The organism is Bremerella sp. JC817, from assembly GCF_040718835.1.
Taxonomy (GTDB): Bacteria; Planctomycetota; Planctomycetia; order Pirellulales; family Pirellulaceae; genus Bremerella.
On the sequence record NZ_JBFEFG010000268.1, the window covers coordinates 348,101 to 364,790 of the forward strand.

The 16,690-nt window shown below is 56.3% G+C and carries 12 protein-coding genes; 8 read left to right on the forward strand and 4 right to left on the reverse strand.

Annotated features, from left to right (window positions below; translation table 11 throughout):
• The first annotated feature begins 122 nt into the window (after positions 1 to 122).
• The 5 genes from AB1L30_RS12855 to AB1L30_RS12875 all read left to right on the forward strand — a co-directional run bounded on the left by AB1L30_RS12855 (position 123) and on the right by AB1L30_RS12875 (position 5,753).
• Entirely contained in the window at positions 123 to 686 is a 564-nt protein-coding gene (locus AB1L30_RS12855) for a cupin domain-containing protein (RefSeq protein WP_345085037.1), read from the forward strand.
• A gap of 290 nt (positions 687 to 976) precedes the next feature.
• Complete coding sequence (locus tag AB1L30_RS12860; RefSeq protein ID WP_367013823.1) at positions 977 to 2,278, forward strand: alkaline phosphatase D family protein; 1,302 nt, start codon at positions 977 to 979, stop codon at positions 2,276 to 2,278.
• Between the two features lie 47 nt (positions 2,279 to 2,325).
• Positions 2,326 to 3,531 (forward strand): phosphonoacetaldehyde reductase, encoded by a 1,206-nt coding sequence (locus tag AB1L30_RS12865; RefSeq protein ID WP_367013824.1) that lies wholly within the window; start codon positions 2,326 to 2,328, stop codon positions 3,529 to 3,531.
• 46 nt (positions 3,532 to 3,577) lie between these two features.
• Positions 3,578 to 4,393, forward strand: coding sequence for a phosphonoacetaldehyde hydrolase (phnX, locus tag AB1L30_RS12870; RefSeq protein ID WP_367013825.1), 816 nt, complete (start codon positions 3,578 to 3,580; stop codon positions 4,391 to 4,393).
• A 58-nt stretch (positions 4,394 to 4,451) separates the two neighbouring features.
• Positions 4,452 to 5,753, forward strand: a complete 1,302-nt coding sequence (locus tag AB1L30_RS12875) for a DUF5690 family protein (RefSeq protein ID WP_367013826.1) — start codon at positions 4,452 to 4,454, stop codon at positions 5,751 to 5,753.
• Between the two features lie 75 nt (positions 5,754 to 5,828).
• On the opposite strand, the gene AB1L30_RS12880 is transcribed toward AB1L30_RS12875, so the two are convergent.
• Together AB1L30_RS12880 and AB1L30_RS12885 are read right to left on the reverse strand one after the other, a co-directional pair.
• Positions 5,829 to 7,964: a hypothetical protein gene (locus AB1L30_RS12880; protein ID WP_367013827.1), complete on the reverse strand. Its 2,136-nt coding sequence runs from the start codon at positions 7,962 to 7,964 to the stop codon at positions 5,829 to 5,831.
• 158 nt (positions 7,965 to 8,122) lie between these two features.
• Positions 8,123 to 9,277: a DNA-binding transcriptional regulator gene (locus AB1L30_RS12885; protein ID WP_367013828.1), complete on the reverse strand. Its 1,155-nt coding sequence runs from the start codon at positions 9,275 to 9,277 to the stop codon at positions 8,123 to 8,125.
• A 265-nt stretch (positions 9,278 to 9,542) separates the two neighbouring features.
• On the opposite strand from AB1L30_RS12885, the gene AB1L30_RS12890 reads away from it, so the two are divergent.
• A complete protein-coding gene (locus tag AB1L30_RS12890) occupies positions 9,543 to 10,622 on the forward strand; it encodes an anhydro-N-acetylmuramic acid kinase (RefSeq protein ID WP_367013829.1) in 1,080 nt (359 codons plus the stop codon).
• Between the two features lie 3 nt (positions 10,623 to 10,625).
• Here the strand turns inward: AB1L30_RS12890 and AB1L30_RS12895 are convergent, their stop codons facing one another.
• Together AB1L30_RS12895 and murQ are read right to left on the reverse strand one after the other, a co-directional pair.
• A complete protein-coding gene (locus AB1L30_RS12895) occupies positions 10,626 to 11,627 on the reverse strand; it encodes a BadF/BadG/BcrA/BcrD ATPase family protein (RefSeq protein ID WP_367013830.1) in 1,002 nt (333 codons plus the stop codon).
• Positions 11,627 to 12,538, reverse strand: a complete 912-nt coding sequence (murQ, locus tag AB1L30_RS12900) for an N-acetylmuramic acid 6-phosphate etherase (protein ID WP_367014098.1) — start codon at positions 12,536 to 12,538, stop codon at positions 11,627 to 11,629. The genes AB1L30_RS12895 and murQ overlap by 1 nt, the downstream gene beginning before the upstream one ends.
• Before the next feature lie 231 nt (positions 12,539 to 12,769).
• On the opposite strand from murQ, the gene AB1L30_RS12905 reads away from it, so the two are divergent.
• Both AB1L30_RS12905 and AB1L30_RS12910 read left to right on the forward strand, forming a co-directional pair.
• Positions 12,770 to 14,275: a sodium/solute symporter gene (locus tag AB1L30_RS12905; protein ID WP_367013831.1), complete on the forward strand. Its 1,506-nt coding sequence runs from the start codon at positions 12,770 to 12,772 to the stop codon at positions 14,273 to 14,275.
• Positions 14,272 to 16,599: an exo-beta-N-acetylmuramidase NamZ domain-containing protein gene (locus AB1L30_RS12910; protein WP_367013832.1), complete on the forward strand. Its 2,328-nt coding sequence runs from the start codon at positions 14,272 to 14,274 to the stop codon at positions 16,597 to 16,599. Before AB1L30_RS12905 ends, AB1L30_RS12910 begins: the two co-directional genes overlap by 4 nt.
• The last annotated feature ends 91 nt before the right edge of the window (positions 16,600 to 16,690 follow it).

Below are 16,690 nucleotides of genomic sequence, written 5' to 3' on the forward strand. Positions count from 1 at the left end.
GCCAGATGGCAGATTCGCCGTTTTAAGGAATGGCTACGACGTGGAAGAACATTTGGTGAAGAGCAAAAGGGGGTTCTTAGCAGACAGGTTGCGGCGGCAAACCCGCAGAATATAATACCGCGATGAACTTGGTCGAACTGGCAGAACGAATCCGCTCTCTCCGCATTGACCAGCGTCTAACGCTGGAAGAAGTCGCTTCGCGCACCGGTCTGACCCGGAGTTGGCTGTCCAAGGTCGAGAACTTTCGGGTGACTCCCTCGCTCCCGGCATTGGCGGAAATCGCGAAGGCACTCGGAGTTACGACTTCCAAGCTGGTCGAAGGCCTGGACGAGAAGCCATCGCTGACCATGGTTCGGAAGAACGAGCGGAAAGTGGTCGAGCGTGACCAGTCCGATGCGAACACCTCGATCTACGAGTCGCTCGCCCATCGGCGGAAATCGCGTTCGATGGATCCCTTTCTGATCACCATTCCCCCTGGGGTCGCTCGCGAAGAAGCTCTGCCTCACCTGGGCGAGGAGTTCTTGCTCGTCCAAAACGGCAACGTCGACTTCGAGTACGACGGCGATCTCTACAAGCTTCAAGCAGGCGACAGTCTCTATTTCGATGCCAGCGTGCCGCATCGGCTGTTGAACACCTACAAGCGACCGGCGGTCGTTCTCTGCATCTTCCAGTCGCCACAAGCCTAGGCGGCAACTTGCCATCTGCGTGGCGAGCTTTTAGCTGCGTCACTGCCCCGGAATCCCCACTGCTTAGGGAACCGATGGCCCACGGTCTGCGCGAAAAGAAACCGTTCTTCATATTGACTTAATATCCCGTTTGTTGACTACCAGGCAACTTTCGGACAGAATGAGGAAACAGTTGACAGGCATCGTCGCAGCTTGATGGATCAGTTGCGGTGTCTGTCGACATTCGTCCTTCGAGACCTACCGTCTGATGCCCAGGCATGGGCCCCGCCTTTTTCGACAGGAACTCGCGAATGTCTAACCACCTCGACCGCCGCGCGATGCTCGCTGTGTCCGCGGCATCGCTTCTCGCTCAGCCCGCACTTGCCGCCCCTGAAGCGGCTCCTTCCGAGATCTCCGGGCCAATGGTCGGTCACACGACTACAACGTCCAGCCAGCTTTGGCTGCGACCTGGCAAAGCGGGAAGCTTTGTTTTGAAGGTGGAAGGCTCTGCGAATTCCGGCACCAAAACGATCCTGGCCGAAGCCAATGCCGATGAAGACTTTTGCGTGAAGTGGAACGTCCCAGGCCTATCGCCAGCAACGCGTTATCAATACAGCATCACCGGTCCCGATGGCGAGACGTACTCGGATGACCAGTGCTACTTCACCACCAGTCCCGAGCCCACGAAGCCTGGCAAGGTGTGCCTCGCTTTCGGGTCATGTGCCAGTAACAATCCATCCAAGCTTTGGAAGCAAATGGAGGATCAAGGGGCAGAGGCACTGGTCCTGCTTGGCGACACACCTTACATCGACACGACGAATCTCGACGTTGCCCGCGCCAAGCATCGTCAATTTCTGCAGGTGCCAGAGTTGGCTGCAATGATTCGTCATACGCCAACCTGGGGCACGTGGGACGATCATGATTTTGGCCGGAACGACTCCGATGGTCGCTTGAAGGGAAAGGAGAACACTCGCAAAGCATTTGTCGAGTATCGAGCCCTCCGTGAGTTCGGTCACGATCAATCAGGAATCTATACGAAGTTCGAGTATGGGCCGGTCGATGTGTTCCTGCTGGACACACGCTGGTTTGCTCGAACCGAAAAGTCTTTTGCTGATGCTTCGAAGCTAACGCTCCTGGGCAAAGAGCAATGGAAATGGCTGCAAGAATCACTTCTCGCTTCGACCGCTCCATTCAAATTGTTGACGTGTGGCATGATTTGGGATGACAAAGAGAACGGTGAATCGGATGATTGGGGAACGTACACACACGAACGTGACGCGGTTTATCAGTTCATTGCGGACAACAAGATCCCTGGGGTCGTGCTGATCGGAGGCGATATCCACTGTTCGCGACTGCTGAAATACAAGACGGAACAAACCATCGGCTATCCGATGTATCAGTTTATTGTTTCACCAATCCACGATCGCGTTATCCCAGCCTTGAATGTGCCTCACCCCGATCTGGTTCGTGGGGAAGCGATACCGCATGTCTGGATGCGACTGGAAGTCGACACGACGCAGTCGCCCGCCAAGCTGCATGCCGAGTGGGTCCAGATGGATGAACAACCGATGTGGGATATCACCCTGACCGCCGACGAATTGACACCTGCTTAAAGTCAACGATTCCACATCTGGCTTTTCGCAACGAAGGATCCCCAGGCTTGAACGATCGAGGAATAACTCCGAGCACCATCTTTGGTGAAGGAGCGTTATCCGAGCTACCGAAGATTTGCGAGACACTTCGTGCCCGGCACTTGCTGCTAGTCGTCGACGAGATCGCCTATCGCCTTTCCGGAGCGGCCGACGCGTTGCGACAGTTTCTGCCCCAAGACGCCGTTACGCTGTTTACTGATTTCGAGCCGAACCCGAAGCTTGAAGATGTCATGCGTGGCGTCGAGAAGTGCCGTTCCGTAAAACCTGATCTTGTGGTGGCTCTGGGTGGAGGAACCGCCATCGATCTGGCGAAGATGATCGGATCGATGGCTTTGCAGGAAGAGTCTCCCCGCGACATTGCCGTTCATGGCTTGCCACTTCAGCGTGGAACGTTGCCCCTGATCGCGATTCCGACCACGGCTGGCACCGGCAGCGAGGCAACGCACTTCGCCGTGGTTTATGTCGATGGCGAGAAGTACTCGGTCGCCGACCCCTGTCTTTTGCCAGCGTTCGCGTTGATCGATCCCCAACTGACTTACAGCCTTCCACCAACGATGACCGCCTCGACAGGGCTCGATACGTTCTGTCAGGCAATCGAATCGATCTGGGCGGTTGGTGCCACGTCTGAATCGATCGAGTTCGCCAAAGAGGCCGCGCAGCTTGCCTTGCGATATCTGCCGGAGGCGACCCATCGCCCAACGCCGGAAGCGCGGCGAGCGATGTGCTGTGCCTCGAATCTCGCCGGTCAGGCCATCAACATCAGCAAGACGACCTTGCCGCATGCGATTTCGTACAGCATCACCGCCGACTATGGTTTGCCGCACGGTGCGGCCGTCGCCACCACGTTAAGCAGTGTGATGGCGTTCAACTTTGGTGTCTCGGCTCGCGATTGTGCCGATCGACGTGGTTTGGCTTACGTTCAAAAGCAGCTTGAATTGATCTTGGAGATCCTCGAAGTACCTAGCGTCGATCTGGCCTGCCAGCGGATTGAATCGTTTGTCGATTCGCTCGGCTGCAGCGCCACACCATTCGCGGCCGGTATCACGTCAGACGAAAGTTTGAACCTGCTTGCCAGCCGTGTGAATACCGATCGGCTTTCCAATAACCCGCGAGCGGCCAGTCATGACGATCTTGTCTCGTTGCTGAAAGTTCGCACTAACTTATCGACGATGCCTCGCCCCCTCGGTGTGACTCCCCGCGCGACGAGCCTCTGATTGTTTCCCATTTCGACATGCCCCGTGGCACCTGTAAAGATTTGCTATGACCGATTCGACTGACCACATTCAACTCGCCATCTTTGACTGGGCCGGGACCACCATCGACTTCGGTTCATGTGCCCCGGCTGCCGCCTTCCGCAAAGTGTTTGCCGCCCATGGGGTCGAAGCTTCCGACCATGCTGCCCGGGCACCGATGGGTCTCAACAAACGCGAGCACCTTATCCGGATGTTGCAAACCGAAACCATCGCCCAGCAGTGGCTTGCTGCTAACGGCAAGGCCTGGACCGAAGACGACGTTTCGCGTCTGTACGAAGAGTTTATTCCCTACCAGCTTCAGGCGATTGAAGAGAGCTCAAAACTGGTACCAGGACTGAATGAAGTCGTCCAACACCTCCGTAATCACAACATTCGTATCGGCGGTACGACCGGTTACTTCAAAGCGGCCGCGGAAGCGACCGCCGCCGCGGCTCGCGAGCAAGGTTTTGTGCCCGATGCCAACGTCTGTGCGGACGATGTTCCAGAAGGTCGACCTGCACCGTGGATGATTTATGAAGTAATGAAGCAACTGACCGTCTATCCGGCTCGCTGCGTTGTAAAGATCGGTGATACGGTCGCCGACATCGAAGCGGGGCACAACGCTGGTTGCTGGACCGTGGGCGTCTGCGACAGCAGCAGTAGCACCGGTCTCTCGTACGAAGACTTTCAGCATCTGCAGGCCGTAGAGCAGAAGGAACGAATCGCCTCAACCACGAATGTGTTCAAAGATGCCGGCAGCCATTTCACGATCGGTTCCCTCGAAGAGCTTCCCGTTGTAATTCAGAAGATCAATCAACGAATGGCGCAAGGCGAGCGTCCTTAGCCCACCTCTCTTCCAACACGTACCTACTTTGTTGATCCCCAAAACGAATCGTATCCCGATGAACTCGTTCGACGCCACGCCGAAGCCTTCGTCAACCAAGTCCGATTTGTTTTGGGGTGCGTGGGCCGTGGTGGCCGCCTTCGGCACATACTTCTGCATGTATGGCTTTCGCAAGCCATTCACCGTAGCCGAATACGCCGACAGCTTTTTCGTCGGGATCGACTACAAGACGATCGCGGTCTCGACCCAGGTGATCGGCTATACGCTGTCGAAGTTCATCGGTATCAAGACGATCTCGGAGATGCCGCCCCGATTGCGGGCAACGGCCCTGTTGGGGTTGATAATCTTCGCCGAGATGGCCCTGGCGCTTTTCGGCTTGTTGCCACGACCATGGAATGCCGCAGGCCTATTCCTGAATGGACTATCACTAGGAATGGTCTTTGGGCTTGTCTTGGGATTTCTGGAAGGACGCCGTCTGACCGAGGCCCTGGTTGCCGGGCTATGCACCAGCTTCATCATTTCGGACGGTGTAACCAAGTCGGTCGGAGCGTGGTTATTGGATCAAGGCGTTCAAGAAGATTGGATGCCGGTAACGGCCGGTTTGTTCTTCTGTCTGCCACTGTGCCTCTTCGTGGCGATGTTGACGCTGATCCCTGCCCCGAGCGAACAAGACGTAAACGCTCGTTCAGCACGCGACTCGATGACGGCCCAGGACCGGAGACACTTGTTCCTGCGGTACGCGCCCGGGCTCTCGATCCTGGTGGGCGTTTACCTTTTGACGACCGTAATGCGAAGCATTCGCGCCGACTTCGCTCCGGAGCTTTGGCAGGGGCTTGGCTACGAGGTCGACCCGTTGCTGTTTACCCGTTCGGAGATGCTGGTTGCCATTGGCGTGACGGTGGTGAACGGCCTGGCGGTTTGTATCGGAGACAACCGACTTGCCTTTTTCCGTTCGCTGGGTATCTGTGGACTCGGTTTCATCGCGGTGGCGATCGCACTAATCGGTCAGCAGTTCGATGCCATCGGTCCTTTCTCGTTTATGGTCCTGATTGGATTTGGTCTTTATGTTCCTTACGTGGCGATCCATACGACGGTGTTTGAACGCCTGCTTGCGATGACTCGTGAGAAAGGGAACCTCGGCTTCCTGGTGTATCTGGCAGATGCTTTTGGCTACCTTGGCTTTGTCGTAGTGATGTTTACGCGACATCTGATTGTCGAACGATCGAACTTTCTGGACTACTTTCTCGGCTTCAGTTGGCTGGCAGTCATCCTCTCGTTAGTTGGTCTGCTTGTGGCATCACGTTACTTCGCTTATCGCCACAACGCTTCTGTCGCCGTTCCGGTGGTTGAGCATACTTAACACAAAAAGGCAGGCCCGAATGAGTCGAGCCTGCCCTGGACAATGTTTCGATTCGCGAAAGCCCCTCGAGCATGTTTATCGCCAGTTCAGCACGCGAAATAGTCCTTTTCGGTCGTGATACCGTTTCGGCAGCGACAACAAATAGTCGCGGAAGATGCTCAGAACGATCGCCACCACAAAGAAAGCTCCGCCGCCGATCATCATATAGACCGCGACACCTTGCAGTTGCTCTGGCAGTCGGATGTAGACCACCAATGTTGTCAGGTACAACACCATCGCCGTGGCACCGGTGATCGTTGTGGCTCGCAGGCGAAGCAGGATCCCGCTCCCCAGCAGCAATAAGCCAATCGATAGCGTTCCGATGTCGTGAACCATTCGCCAGACGCTATCGCCGTCGTAGTAACCCAATCGCTGGCCCACCAATCCGATGAGCACCGGGGCGACCAGGAACATACTGCCGAACATCATCGTAACCGTGATCCAATCTTCGCGCTGGTCACGTTCCCGAGCCCAACCAATGTGGCTGGTCACCAGCAAAATTGCACCGACCGTCATCACCAACAATTCCAGCTTCTGCCAGATCAACAGATCCAAGCCGAAGGCGACCAGCACCACGGCGCTGGCGGCTTGAGCGATTCCCAGCACAGCATACCATTGCCGCATTGGACGATTCGAGGTTGTCAAACGAGCGACCAACGTGACAGCTAACAGTCCCAGGCTGACTGCCATTGTCGATGCCATCAATCCAACGCCCGCCATACGATTCAAGGAAAGCAAAATCCCTGCCACGCCTGCGACGCCAATCACGAAGTGGCCAACCTGGTTGATCGGATTGCTTTGTGAGGCTTCCTCCTGGTTCGACGTATCAGAGAACTCTGCGAACTTGCCAGCCAACAAAGCGATGAAACCAGTCAGTCCGAACATGGCCACAACAAGCTCTTCGCTAATCGAAACCGGTAAGAAACTGACCGCAATCGCCTCGGCCCACAGCAGCGTGACGAATGCTCCGGCGATCCATGCCAGGTTACGCTGGACCAGGGCGTAGGAGTAACCATAAAGGTAGGTCGCTACCAGCATCAAACTGACGGCCAGCAATTTCAGCTGAGTATTGGTCGCCAACGCTGGCAGATCAAACGGTAAAGGTTGCCGCCAGGTTTCTGCGTAGATCTTGCTCAACAAGCCATCGTAGGTCCACGCACAAACGTTCCAGCTGAGCATCACCAGCAGACCGCCCATCAAGACAATGTGACCCGCCCGAAAGAACGCCTGACCAAATTCGCCTTGGCTGAAGGGGCCATCTCCCTTCGGGAATGCACGTTCGGCATGGATTGCCAACGCCCCGATCACAATCAGCAGCGAGGAAGTCGCGGCCCCTTGCCAGAATTTCCCCACGCTCTGATCGCCGAGAATCATGAGCCCGGTCAACGTAACCCCGCCAATCAAGGCATACACGAACATTCGATCGCGAATCAGTAGTGCGCAGAGACCATAGAGTCCCACGATCACCAGCGCCGGAACCCACAGGTGACCTCCTTCATTCAGCACGATCAATCCCTGGTAGTCGTAGAACCAAAGATGGAGCGGCATTAACAAACAGGCTAAGAGGCATAGTCCGCGCCCCGCCAATTCCAACTTCGTTCCTTTCAGGAGCCACGCCCCAGTCCCCAGAATTGCCAGGTTGACAATACCGCCGCAGATCGCGACGGTCAGTGGATTATCGAAGAAGCCTTGCGTCGCCAGCCAGATTACCAGGCCCACCATCAACACACTCGCCCCCAACATCATCAAATATTGGAGGCTACGGGGGTCGAGGATCGTATCCAGCAGGTTGCCCGACGATGGCTCTGCCGCGGTAGGGGCCGCCGCTTCTGCTGTCACTGGCGATTCCATTTGCTCTTTCAGAAGCGTACCGATTCGCCGGTTTTCGGCTCGCAAGCTGGCGACCGACTCTTCTGACAAGCGACCAGCTTCAATATGTCGGCCCAGTTCATGTTCGAGAAACGCCCGATATCGCCAGTGCTGGCCAGATCCCGAGGGTGGTTCGTTGTCTTTGGGTTCTCGTAGCCATGGACAACGTTCGACTTCGCCTTCAATGCGACTTTCCCAGTCGTCGTAGTAGGCCGCCACAGGCGCTTCGAGTTGGCAATCCTTGAGATTTTGCCGGACGAATTGGATCGCCTGGCGGAGATCTTGTCGGTGGTCAGAAGACATAACCGGTTTCCTAAGCTGGTAGGCGTGGTGGTTCGGATCAACCGTGGGGGGAGAGCAGGGGAATACTTCCGGCAGAAAGCCTTCCCCTTACAACCATCGCGTAGAAAACAGGCAACCAGGTTAAATGGTCGTGTTAGAAATTGTCCCGCAGAGAAGAACTACTCGGCACGTAGTGTTTTCCGGAAGTCCCGCGGCGTCTCGCCAAACTTCTTCCGGAAGGCAATCCCGAATCGGGTCGCATTGCTGAAACCGGCCCGAGCGGCGACCTCCGCGATGGAAAGTTCCTGATCGAGAAGCAATTCTTTTGCACGCTCTAATTGAACGCGACGTATCTCCTCGGCCGGAGTCCGGCCAAGCGTGTTCCGAAATTGGATTTCCAGGCTCCGTCTCGAGAGGGGGACTTCCCGTAGGATGTCTTCGACCCCGATTCCCTGGGCAGTATTGGCCTGGATAAAGCGCAGGGCGCGAACGATCATCGCGTCGTCGATCGCAAGAAAGTCGGTCGATTGCCGACTGATGACACCTTGCGGTGGAATCATAATTGGCTGCTGTGGCGCCGCCTCTCCTTCTAACATGGCGTGCAGCATGGCAGCTGCCTCGTAGCCAATCTTTTCACTCGCCACCGAAATGGAAGAGAGCGGGGGATACGACACTTCGCAAAGCAGTTCGTCTGAATCACCGGCTAGAATCGCAAACTCATCGGGCACCCGAATCGAAGAAAAATGGCACACCTCGGCCAGTTGCCGGGCATGATAGGCATCGACCGCGAAGATGGCGATCGGCCGGGGAAGCGAGTTCAACCAACGCGTCACTCGGCGCTGTTGTTCCCCCCACGACATCTTGCGTCCTGCCCGGTACCCAGGACGGTAGTTATCGCATCGGTAGCCCCGCTCAAGCACCGCCTGCTGAAAGGCTTCCCCTCGGCGTGTTGAATAACGATGACTTGGCGGCGCGAAGTAAGCGAACTGTGTGAATCCACGAGCCAATAGATGATCGAGCGCGAATTCGGCCCGGGCATCTTCATCGGTGTTCACCCGACCAATTCCCGCGATCGATTCGTACACGTCGTCGACATCCACCGCTGGCAATCGACGACGACGAATTTGTTCGACTTGCTGCCGCGACGATAGCCGGGCAATCACCCCTTTCCCTTGCCACCCGTCAGGTAGCGCCGGCCGCTGCTCGTTATCGCGTGGATCAATCAGCAAATGCCACGACGCATGCTTCTGGGCATATTTGGCGATGCCGCGGATGACTTCACGCCCCCAACTGGTTTCGGTTTCCACCAGCACGGCGATCGATTCTATCGGCAAGGTGACTTCGGGTTGGGATACGGTGCGCGGCATAAGAGATGACTAAGGGTTAACACGTAGAATCAGACTCTTAATCTTACCTTCGACATCGTTCAAGTTTGCGCATATACGATAGTTTTTTTCATTTTTGCACCGACGTCATCGCGAGGGGGCTTTCGTGCGCCGGGCAGGGTAGTAAGCTGGAACATCATCAGAGTCGGCGGCCCGCGCGGGGAATTGCCATAGTGCCTCGGGCAATTTGATTCCTCCAGAAAGTGCCTCTTCCGTGAGTGTTCCAGAACTTCGCACCGTCATAGGATTGATGAGCGGCGGATCGGCCAAAGGGGTCGACGCGGCCCTGCTGACGACCGACGGAGAGTCTTCTATTCGCCATCATGGCGGAATCCGTTTGCCGTACAACGAAGATCTCCGGGCCCAGCTTCTGGAAGCGTCGCAGCACAATATCTCGCTGGATGAACTCCTACTTTTGGAGCGCGAGGTGACGCTTCACCATGTGGAAGCTGTCTTTGCCTTGCAACGTCAGCTGGGTGAAGTAGCCAGTACCGCTACCTTGATTGGATTTCACGGCCACACGGTTCGCCATCTGCCGCAGGATGGCGTGACGATGCAACTGGGCAATCCTTGGCTGTTGGCCGAACGAACTGGCAAGCAAGTGGTCTCCGACTTTCGCCGACGCGACATGGCACGGGGTGGTCGTGGCTTACCCCTGGCATCGTTCTTTCATCAAGCGCTCTTTTACGATTCGTTCCGACCCATTGCCGTGTTGAATCTAGGGGGCCTGACCCATCTTACCTGGCTCGGTCCCGATCGTTCGATCCTGGCGGGGGATACCGGTCCTGGCGTGGGCCTGCTGGACGAATGGGTCCAGGAGATGGCAGGACTCAGCCACGACAATGAAGGGAAACTGGCCTCGCAAGGAAAAGTGCATGAAGATCTGGTCGAAGAATGGCTTCAGTCAGAATACTTTCGTAAACGCCTTCCCAAATCGGCCGACCGCTACGAGTTCGATCATATCGACGTCTCAGGCTTAAGCGTCGAAGATGGCGCGGCGACGCTCTGCTCGATCATTGTTCGATCGATTGAGCAAACGATCGACAAACTGCCTGGCCCCTTGGGCGTGCTTTGGGTGACCGGCGGCGGTGCCCGGCACCCGCTGATCATGAAACTACTTCGAGACCGCTATGCGATGCTGAAGACGATCGATCAGCGTCACTTGAACCCGCACACGCTCGAAGCAGAATGCTTCGCCTGGCTGGCGGTCCGCAGCATCAAGAAGCTGCCCCTCACCATTCCGGAAACGACGGGATGCTCGCTTCCCACGACGGGTGGTTTCGTGACGCCGTAATGCTTACGGCAAGATCTGATAGTCGGCCGAGGTCATTCCGCGAACGAGCATTTTCAGAATCGGCGTCGTCGGGTCGTCGATCGCGGTGAACTTAGGCGTAATGCCTTTCTGCTCTAGCGATTTCTGCAATGCCGCTCGCAGGTACCCGCCTGCCTGAAAGACTCCGCCAGAGACCACAATTCGCATCGGATTTTGCTTCAGCCGTAACCGACTTTGCACCGATTGCACGAGCGACGTGAGTTCTTCGGCGCCATGGGCGACAATTGCCTGAGCATCCGGTTCGTTCTGCATCGCAGTTGAAAGGACCACCGGCGCAACACGGGCTAAGAGATCTCGCTGATCCTTGGCTTCGGCTAGTCTCGTTCTGATGTCGAGCGCATTCTCGGCTTCCAATTCGTCACAAATGGCCGCTTGCATGGGGGAAAGCGGAGCCCCAGATTCCAGCGTTCGCAGTGTCTGCCGCAGTGCCTGTCGCCCTAGAGAGAATCCACTGCCATCATCTCCGAGCCAAGGGCCCCAGCCACCAGCAATCGCGACATTGCCTTGCAAATCGCGGCCCACGCCAACTGACCCAGTCCCCGAAACGAGCGCCACGACTTCGTTCTTCGGGTCATCCATGATGAGAGGAAGAAGGTCTGGCATCACGTCTTCGTGATCGGCCAATTCAAGCTGGGCGAGTCGTTCACTGAGAGCCTGGCGAGTGGGAAGATGAAGCGTCCCCGCGATCGCGAAAAGTCCGCGGTGACAAGGAAAGGAGTCGAGTCCCGCTTCCGCTTTGGCAATTTGAACGGCTTCGTTGATCGCGGCGGCGGCCGCATCCACACCGACCACACGTGGATTACAGGCCCCGGCATTGCCGGTTCCCAGAACGCGCCATTTTCCCAACGGACCGACTTCTGCCAGTGTGCAGCGCGTCTTCGTACCACCACCGTCGACCGCTAGAATCAGCTCACCAACGGCAGGTGGTGTCGAGATCGAAAGCTTAGACTGCCTGGAAGTCGCCATTAAGACTCGCATTCCCTGGTTGCTCCCATAATCGCTTCGCGTAAGTGTCCTTGAGCTTCACTGAGAAGCAATCTTGCTTCCTCTGGTGACAGGCCAGTCTGATGGACGACGATCGCAGTCTTCACTTCGCCCGAGCATTCCCGGAGCAGTTCGGAAGCGCGTTGATCGGTAACTTTTGTTGCCGCACGTACGATACGGCGTGCTCGATCGGTCAGCTTGATATTCGTGGCACGCAGATCCACCATCAAGTTTCCATAGGTCTTTCCCTGGCGAATCATCGCGCCGGTGCTCAACATATTTAGAACCATTTTCGTCGCGGTTCCGGCTTTCATGCGGGTCGATCCGCTAAGCACCTCGGCACCAACGACCGGGGCAATTACCAGATCGCAGTGCGGCAGAAGTTCGGAATTGTCGTTACAGGTAAGCCCAATCGCAAACGCGCCAATACTCCGAGCGTAGGCCAAGCCACCAATCACATAGGGTGTGCGGCCGCTGCTGGCGATGCCAACCACGACGTCCGATGCGCTCAAGGCGATATGCTGCAGGTCCGCCGCGCCGAGTTCGGGACGATCTTCCGCACCTTCAACGGCCGTGGTCATTGCTGTCGGACCACCCGCGATTAATCCCAGGACCTGTTTAGGATCGGAATTGAAGGTTGGCGGGCACTCGGCAGCGTCCAAGATCCCTAGTCGCCCGGAAGTCCCCGCACCAATATAGATCAGGCGGCCGCCGATCGACAATCGCTGCGAAATGACGTCAATCGATGCGGCGATCTGCGCAGCCTGTTGTCCGACCGCGTCGGCAATCAGCGCGTCCTGTTGATTGATCAACTGGACCATCTCCATCGTCGACAATTGATCGAGATGTTCCGACGCTGGGTTATGCGCCTCGGTTGTCAAATGTTCGAGCATCACAGGCGGCCAAATTCCTTCTCAAGGGGGATCGTGGTTAGACCAACGTTGTGGTCTGGCCTGCTTGCCAGTTTAGATGTGGCCAGTTCGATAAAATAGAGTCACTGCGCAAAACCGATATTAATATGCGCTTCAGCAACTAGCGAGAGCCTTTGTGGCAGATAGACTTAGGAAGGTTCATCTGTCGTTTGTGATTCCTTAACAAGACCGCCAGTTAGCTTACCTGCCTAAATGTCGTTTTTCGCAACCTTGGCGATCACTCCCATCGACTTGACGATCATCGCCCTCTACATCTTGGGGACGGCGATCTTGGGGGTGTACCTGGGGCGCGGCAACCATTCGTCCGGCGATTTCTTTCTTGGATCGAAGAACCTGCCGACGTGGGCGCTACTTCTTTCGATCGTGGCGACCGAGACCAGTACCGTCACCTTTTTAAGCATTCCAGGAATCGCTTACCGTCCCGGCGGAAGCTTTGCCTTTCTGCAGTTGGCGCTGGGATACATTATCGGCCGAATCCTGGTTCTGATCTTCATTTTGCCAATCTATTTTCGTGAAGAGACCTCGACCGCCTATCAGGTTTTTCAACGAACCTTTGGTCCATCGACGCAGCGAATGGCATCGTTGTTCTTCTTGATCGCTCGAACTTTGGGAGATGGACTTCGTTTGTATCTGGCCGCACTGGCGCTACAGCAAGTGACGAACATGCCGTTCGAGGCGAACGTGGCCATCCTGGCAATCGCCACCGCATTCTATGCGCTGATTGGCGGCGTGCGGTCGGTTGTCTGGAACGATTGCCTTCAGTTCGCCGTCTACATGGCAGGGGCCGTGGTCATCATGATGTTGATCGTGCAGCAAATCCCTGGCGGCGTGAGCGAGTACCTGCAGTTTGCCCAGGAAACAGGTCGCTGGAAGATGTTCGACTGGCGTTGGTTTCCGCAGGACGGCAGCATCACGATCTGGTCTGGCCTGATTGGCGGTGCCACTTTGAGTCTGGCAACACATGGTGCGGACCAACTGATCGTTCAGCGTTACCTGTGTGCGGCGAATCAGCGTTCGGCCGGGTGGGCGTTGTTTTGGAGCGGTCCAATCGTATTCGTACAGTTCACGATCTTTCTCGCCATCGGTGTTGGCCTGGCATATATCTATCAGCAGATCGGCCCAGATCTCACCACGATCGCTGGCGATGAAGCCTTGCCGAAGTTCATCGTGCAACAAATTCCGATCGGAATCACCGGAATCGTTCTGGCAGCCGTTTTCGCGGCAGCCATGTCGACACTCTCCAGTTCGGTGAATTCCTCTTCCAGCTCGCTACTCGATGACTGGGTGACCGGGCTCTGTCCGAATTTCAGCGATCAACGCCGATTGCGACTGGCACGCGGCTTTACGCTGCTGTTCACGTTGCTTCAAGCAATCGTCGCGGTGGTTGCCTACCGCGGTCAATTTGCCGACTCGGTCGTCGAACAAGCCTTGGCGATCGCAGGGTTCTCGGCAGGGCTACTCTTAGGCCTGATGTTGCTGGCGATAATGATCCCGCACGTTTCCAGCATGGCGGCGAACCTGGGACTGCTGATCGGAGCCTCAACCATTTCGGTGGTTGCGTTTCAGACGAATGTCAGCGGATACTGGTATTCCTTCATTTGTGCGACCACCACCTTCCTGGCGACAGGCATCCTCGGGATGTTGTTCCGCAAAACCCCACTTCCTGCCGACATCACCTCGATCGAGGACTCCCCATGAACCCGCGTTTGTTCTTTGTGATTTTGCTGATCTGTTGCCTCCCCAGCTTCGCTCTTGCAGCTCTCCCAGAGGCTTCGCCGCAGTCGGTTGGCATGGTGGGGGACTTGGCTGGCAAGATCGACTCCGAGATCAGCGCCGCATTGGATGCCAAGCAAATGCCAGGCTGTGTGGTCGTTGTCGCGCGGAACGGCAAGGTGGTCTATCAGAAGGCGCATGGCAACCGCCGCGTGGAACCTGCCGTCGAACCGATGACGGTCGATACGTTGTTCGACATGGCATCGCTTACCAAACCGGTCGTCACGGCGACGAGCATTATGCAACTGTTCGAAGCAGGTAAGATCGACTTGGATGCCACCGTAGTCACCTACCTGCCAGAGTTCCGCGGCAACGACAAAGAAACGATCACGATCAAGCAGCTTCTGCTGCATACAAGTGGCCTGACGCCAGATAACGCGCTGTCCGACTACGAAGAAGGCTGGCCGACCGCTTACAAGAAGATCTGTGCGCTGAAGCTACTCTCGAAACCAGGCGAACGATTTCGTTACTCGGATGTCGGTTTCATTTTGCTGGGAGAAGTCGTGGCACGCGTCTCGAAGATGCCGCTCGATCAATACGCTCAGCAGCATATTTTTCAGCCGCTCGGCATGAAAGACTCCGGCTACAACCCGAGCGAGCAATTAAGTCAACGGGCAGTGACAACGACGCAGGAAGATGGTGTCTGGCTGAAAGGAACCGTTCACGATCCTCGCGCTCGCTACTGCGCCGGCGTCGCAGGTCACGCGGGCCTTTTCAGCACGGCTGCCGACATGACGGCCTACGCTCAGGCGATGCTCGATACACGCCAGGAAGGAACCGGGCATCTGCTTCACCCAAAGACTTTGAAAACAATGAACACCCCCTACGATGCCGCCGGACAAACACGCGGCCTGGGATGGGACAAGCAGAGCAGCTACTCCAGTAATCGCGGCGAGACGATGACCGCCTCTGCTTTCGGCCACGGTGGCTTCACCGGAACAGCGATGTGGATCGACCCGGACCTGGAACTGGTCGTTTTGTTTTTAAGCAATCGAGTCCACCCGCATGGCAAAGGTTCAATCAACAAACTGGCTGGCCGTATTGGTACCATCGCAGCCGATGCTTGTCTGGCCGGGCTTAAAACCGCGTCCCCCTCAGAAACAAAGCTCGGCATCGATGTTCTTTCGGCCAAACAGTTTGATATTCTCGCTGGAAAACGGGTCGGATTGATCGCCAACCATACCAGTCGCGACAAGGCAGGCACCTCGACCGCTGTCTTGATGGCCAAGTCAACCAAGGTTGATCTCGTCGCCATCTTTAGCCCGGAACATGGCTTCACGGGCGATCTCGATCAAGAGCTCGTCGACGATACGGTCGATCCCCTGACCGGTATCAAGATTCAAAGCTTGTACGGCAAGACCCGCAAGCCGACCCCGGAACAGCTTCAGGGAATCGATATTTTGGTATTTGATATCCAGGACATTGGCTGCCGCTTCTATACCTATCTTTCGACGATGGGGCTGGCGATGGAAGCCGCGGCAGAGCAGGGGATTCCGTTCGTCGTTCTCGATCGGCCCAACCCCCTCGGCGGCGACGTCGTTGAAGGACCACTTTTGGAAGGGGGCTTCCGCTCGTTCGTTCGTTTTCACTCGATCCCGGTTCGGCATGGCCTGACCCTGGGGGAACTTGCCAAGCTAATGAACGCGGAGCGCGGCTGGAAAACCGATCTGACCGTCGTCCCAATGGAAGGATGGGATCGCAGCCAACGCTTATTTGAAACGGGCTTGCCCTGGCGAAATACTTCACCGAACATGCGAAGCCTCACCCAGGCCATGCTTTACCCTGGCGTCGGTCTGCTGGAAATGACCAACCTGTCGGTCGGACGGGGAACCGTGACACCGTTCGAGATCGTTGGCGCGCCTTGGATCGATGGCCCCAAGCTGGCGAATGCCATCAATGCGTATGGCGTCCCAGGCGTAAAAGTGATTGGCATCGACTTCACCCCATCGAGCAGCAAATACAAAGGCGAGCTGTGCGGCGGAGTGAATTTCATCATTACCGATTGGAACGAATTCCGCCCGCTCGATCTGACGTGGTCCCTGGCCGTGAGTCTGCGAAAGCTGTACCCGGTCGATTGGAACGCGGAACGGCTTCAAGTCTTGCTCGGCAACCGCACGCTTGCCCAGATGATTGAAGATGCCAAGACACCCGCCGAAATTAAACACAGTTACCAGGCCGCGCTCGAAGATTTCATGAAGCGACGGCAGTCCTATCTACTGTATTCCAGCAAAGGATCGGCCAAGAAATAGCCTCGTTTTCTTTAGCGGCAACTTACCGCCCCTTAGCAGAAAACATTGACGTAAACGTCTCCACCTTCTAAAACGGTCTAATTAGGTAACT

Coding starts and splice junctions, on each gene's coding strand:
- AB1L30_RS12860 (WP_367013823.1), top strand. CDS start 977: ATGTCTAACCACCTCGACCGCCGCGCGATGCTCGCTGTGTCCGCGGCA.
- AB1L30_RS12905 (WP_367013831.1), top strand. CDS start 12,770: ATGTCGTTTTTCGCAACCTTGGCGATCACTCCCATCGACTTGACGATC.
- phnX (WP_367013825.1), top strand. CDS start 3,578: ATGACCGATTCGACTGACCACATTCAACTCGCCATCTTTGACTGGGCC.
- AB1L30_RS12910 (WP_367013832.1), top strand. CDS start 14,272: ATGAACCCGCGTTTGTTCTTTGTGATTTTGCTGATCTGTTGCCTCCCC.
- AB1L30_RS12855 (WP_345085037.1), top strand. CDS start 123: ATGAACTTGGTCGAACTGGCAGAACGAATCCGCTCTCTCCGCATTGAC.
- AB1L30_RS12895 (WP_367013830.1), bottom strand. CDS start 11,627: ATGGCGACTTCCAGGCAGTCTAAGCTTTCGATCTCGACACCACCTGCC.
- AB1L30_RS12880 (WP_367013827.1), bottom strand. CDS start 7,964: ATGTCTTCTGACCACCGACAAGATCTCCGCCAGGCGATCCAATTCGTC.
- AB1L30_RS12875 (WP_367013826.1), top strand. CDS start 4,452: ATGAACTCGTTCGACGCCACGCCGAAGCCTTCGTCAACCAAGTCCGAT.
- murQ (WP_367014098.1), bottom strand. CDS start 12,538: ATGCTCGAACATTTGACAACCGAGGCGCATAACCCAGCGTCGGAACAT.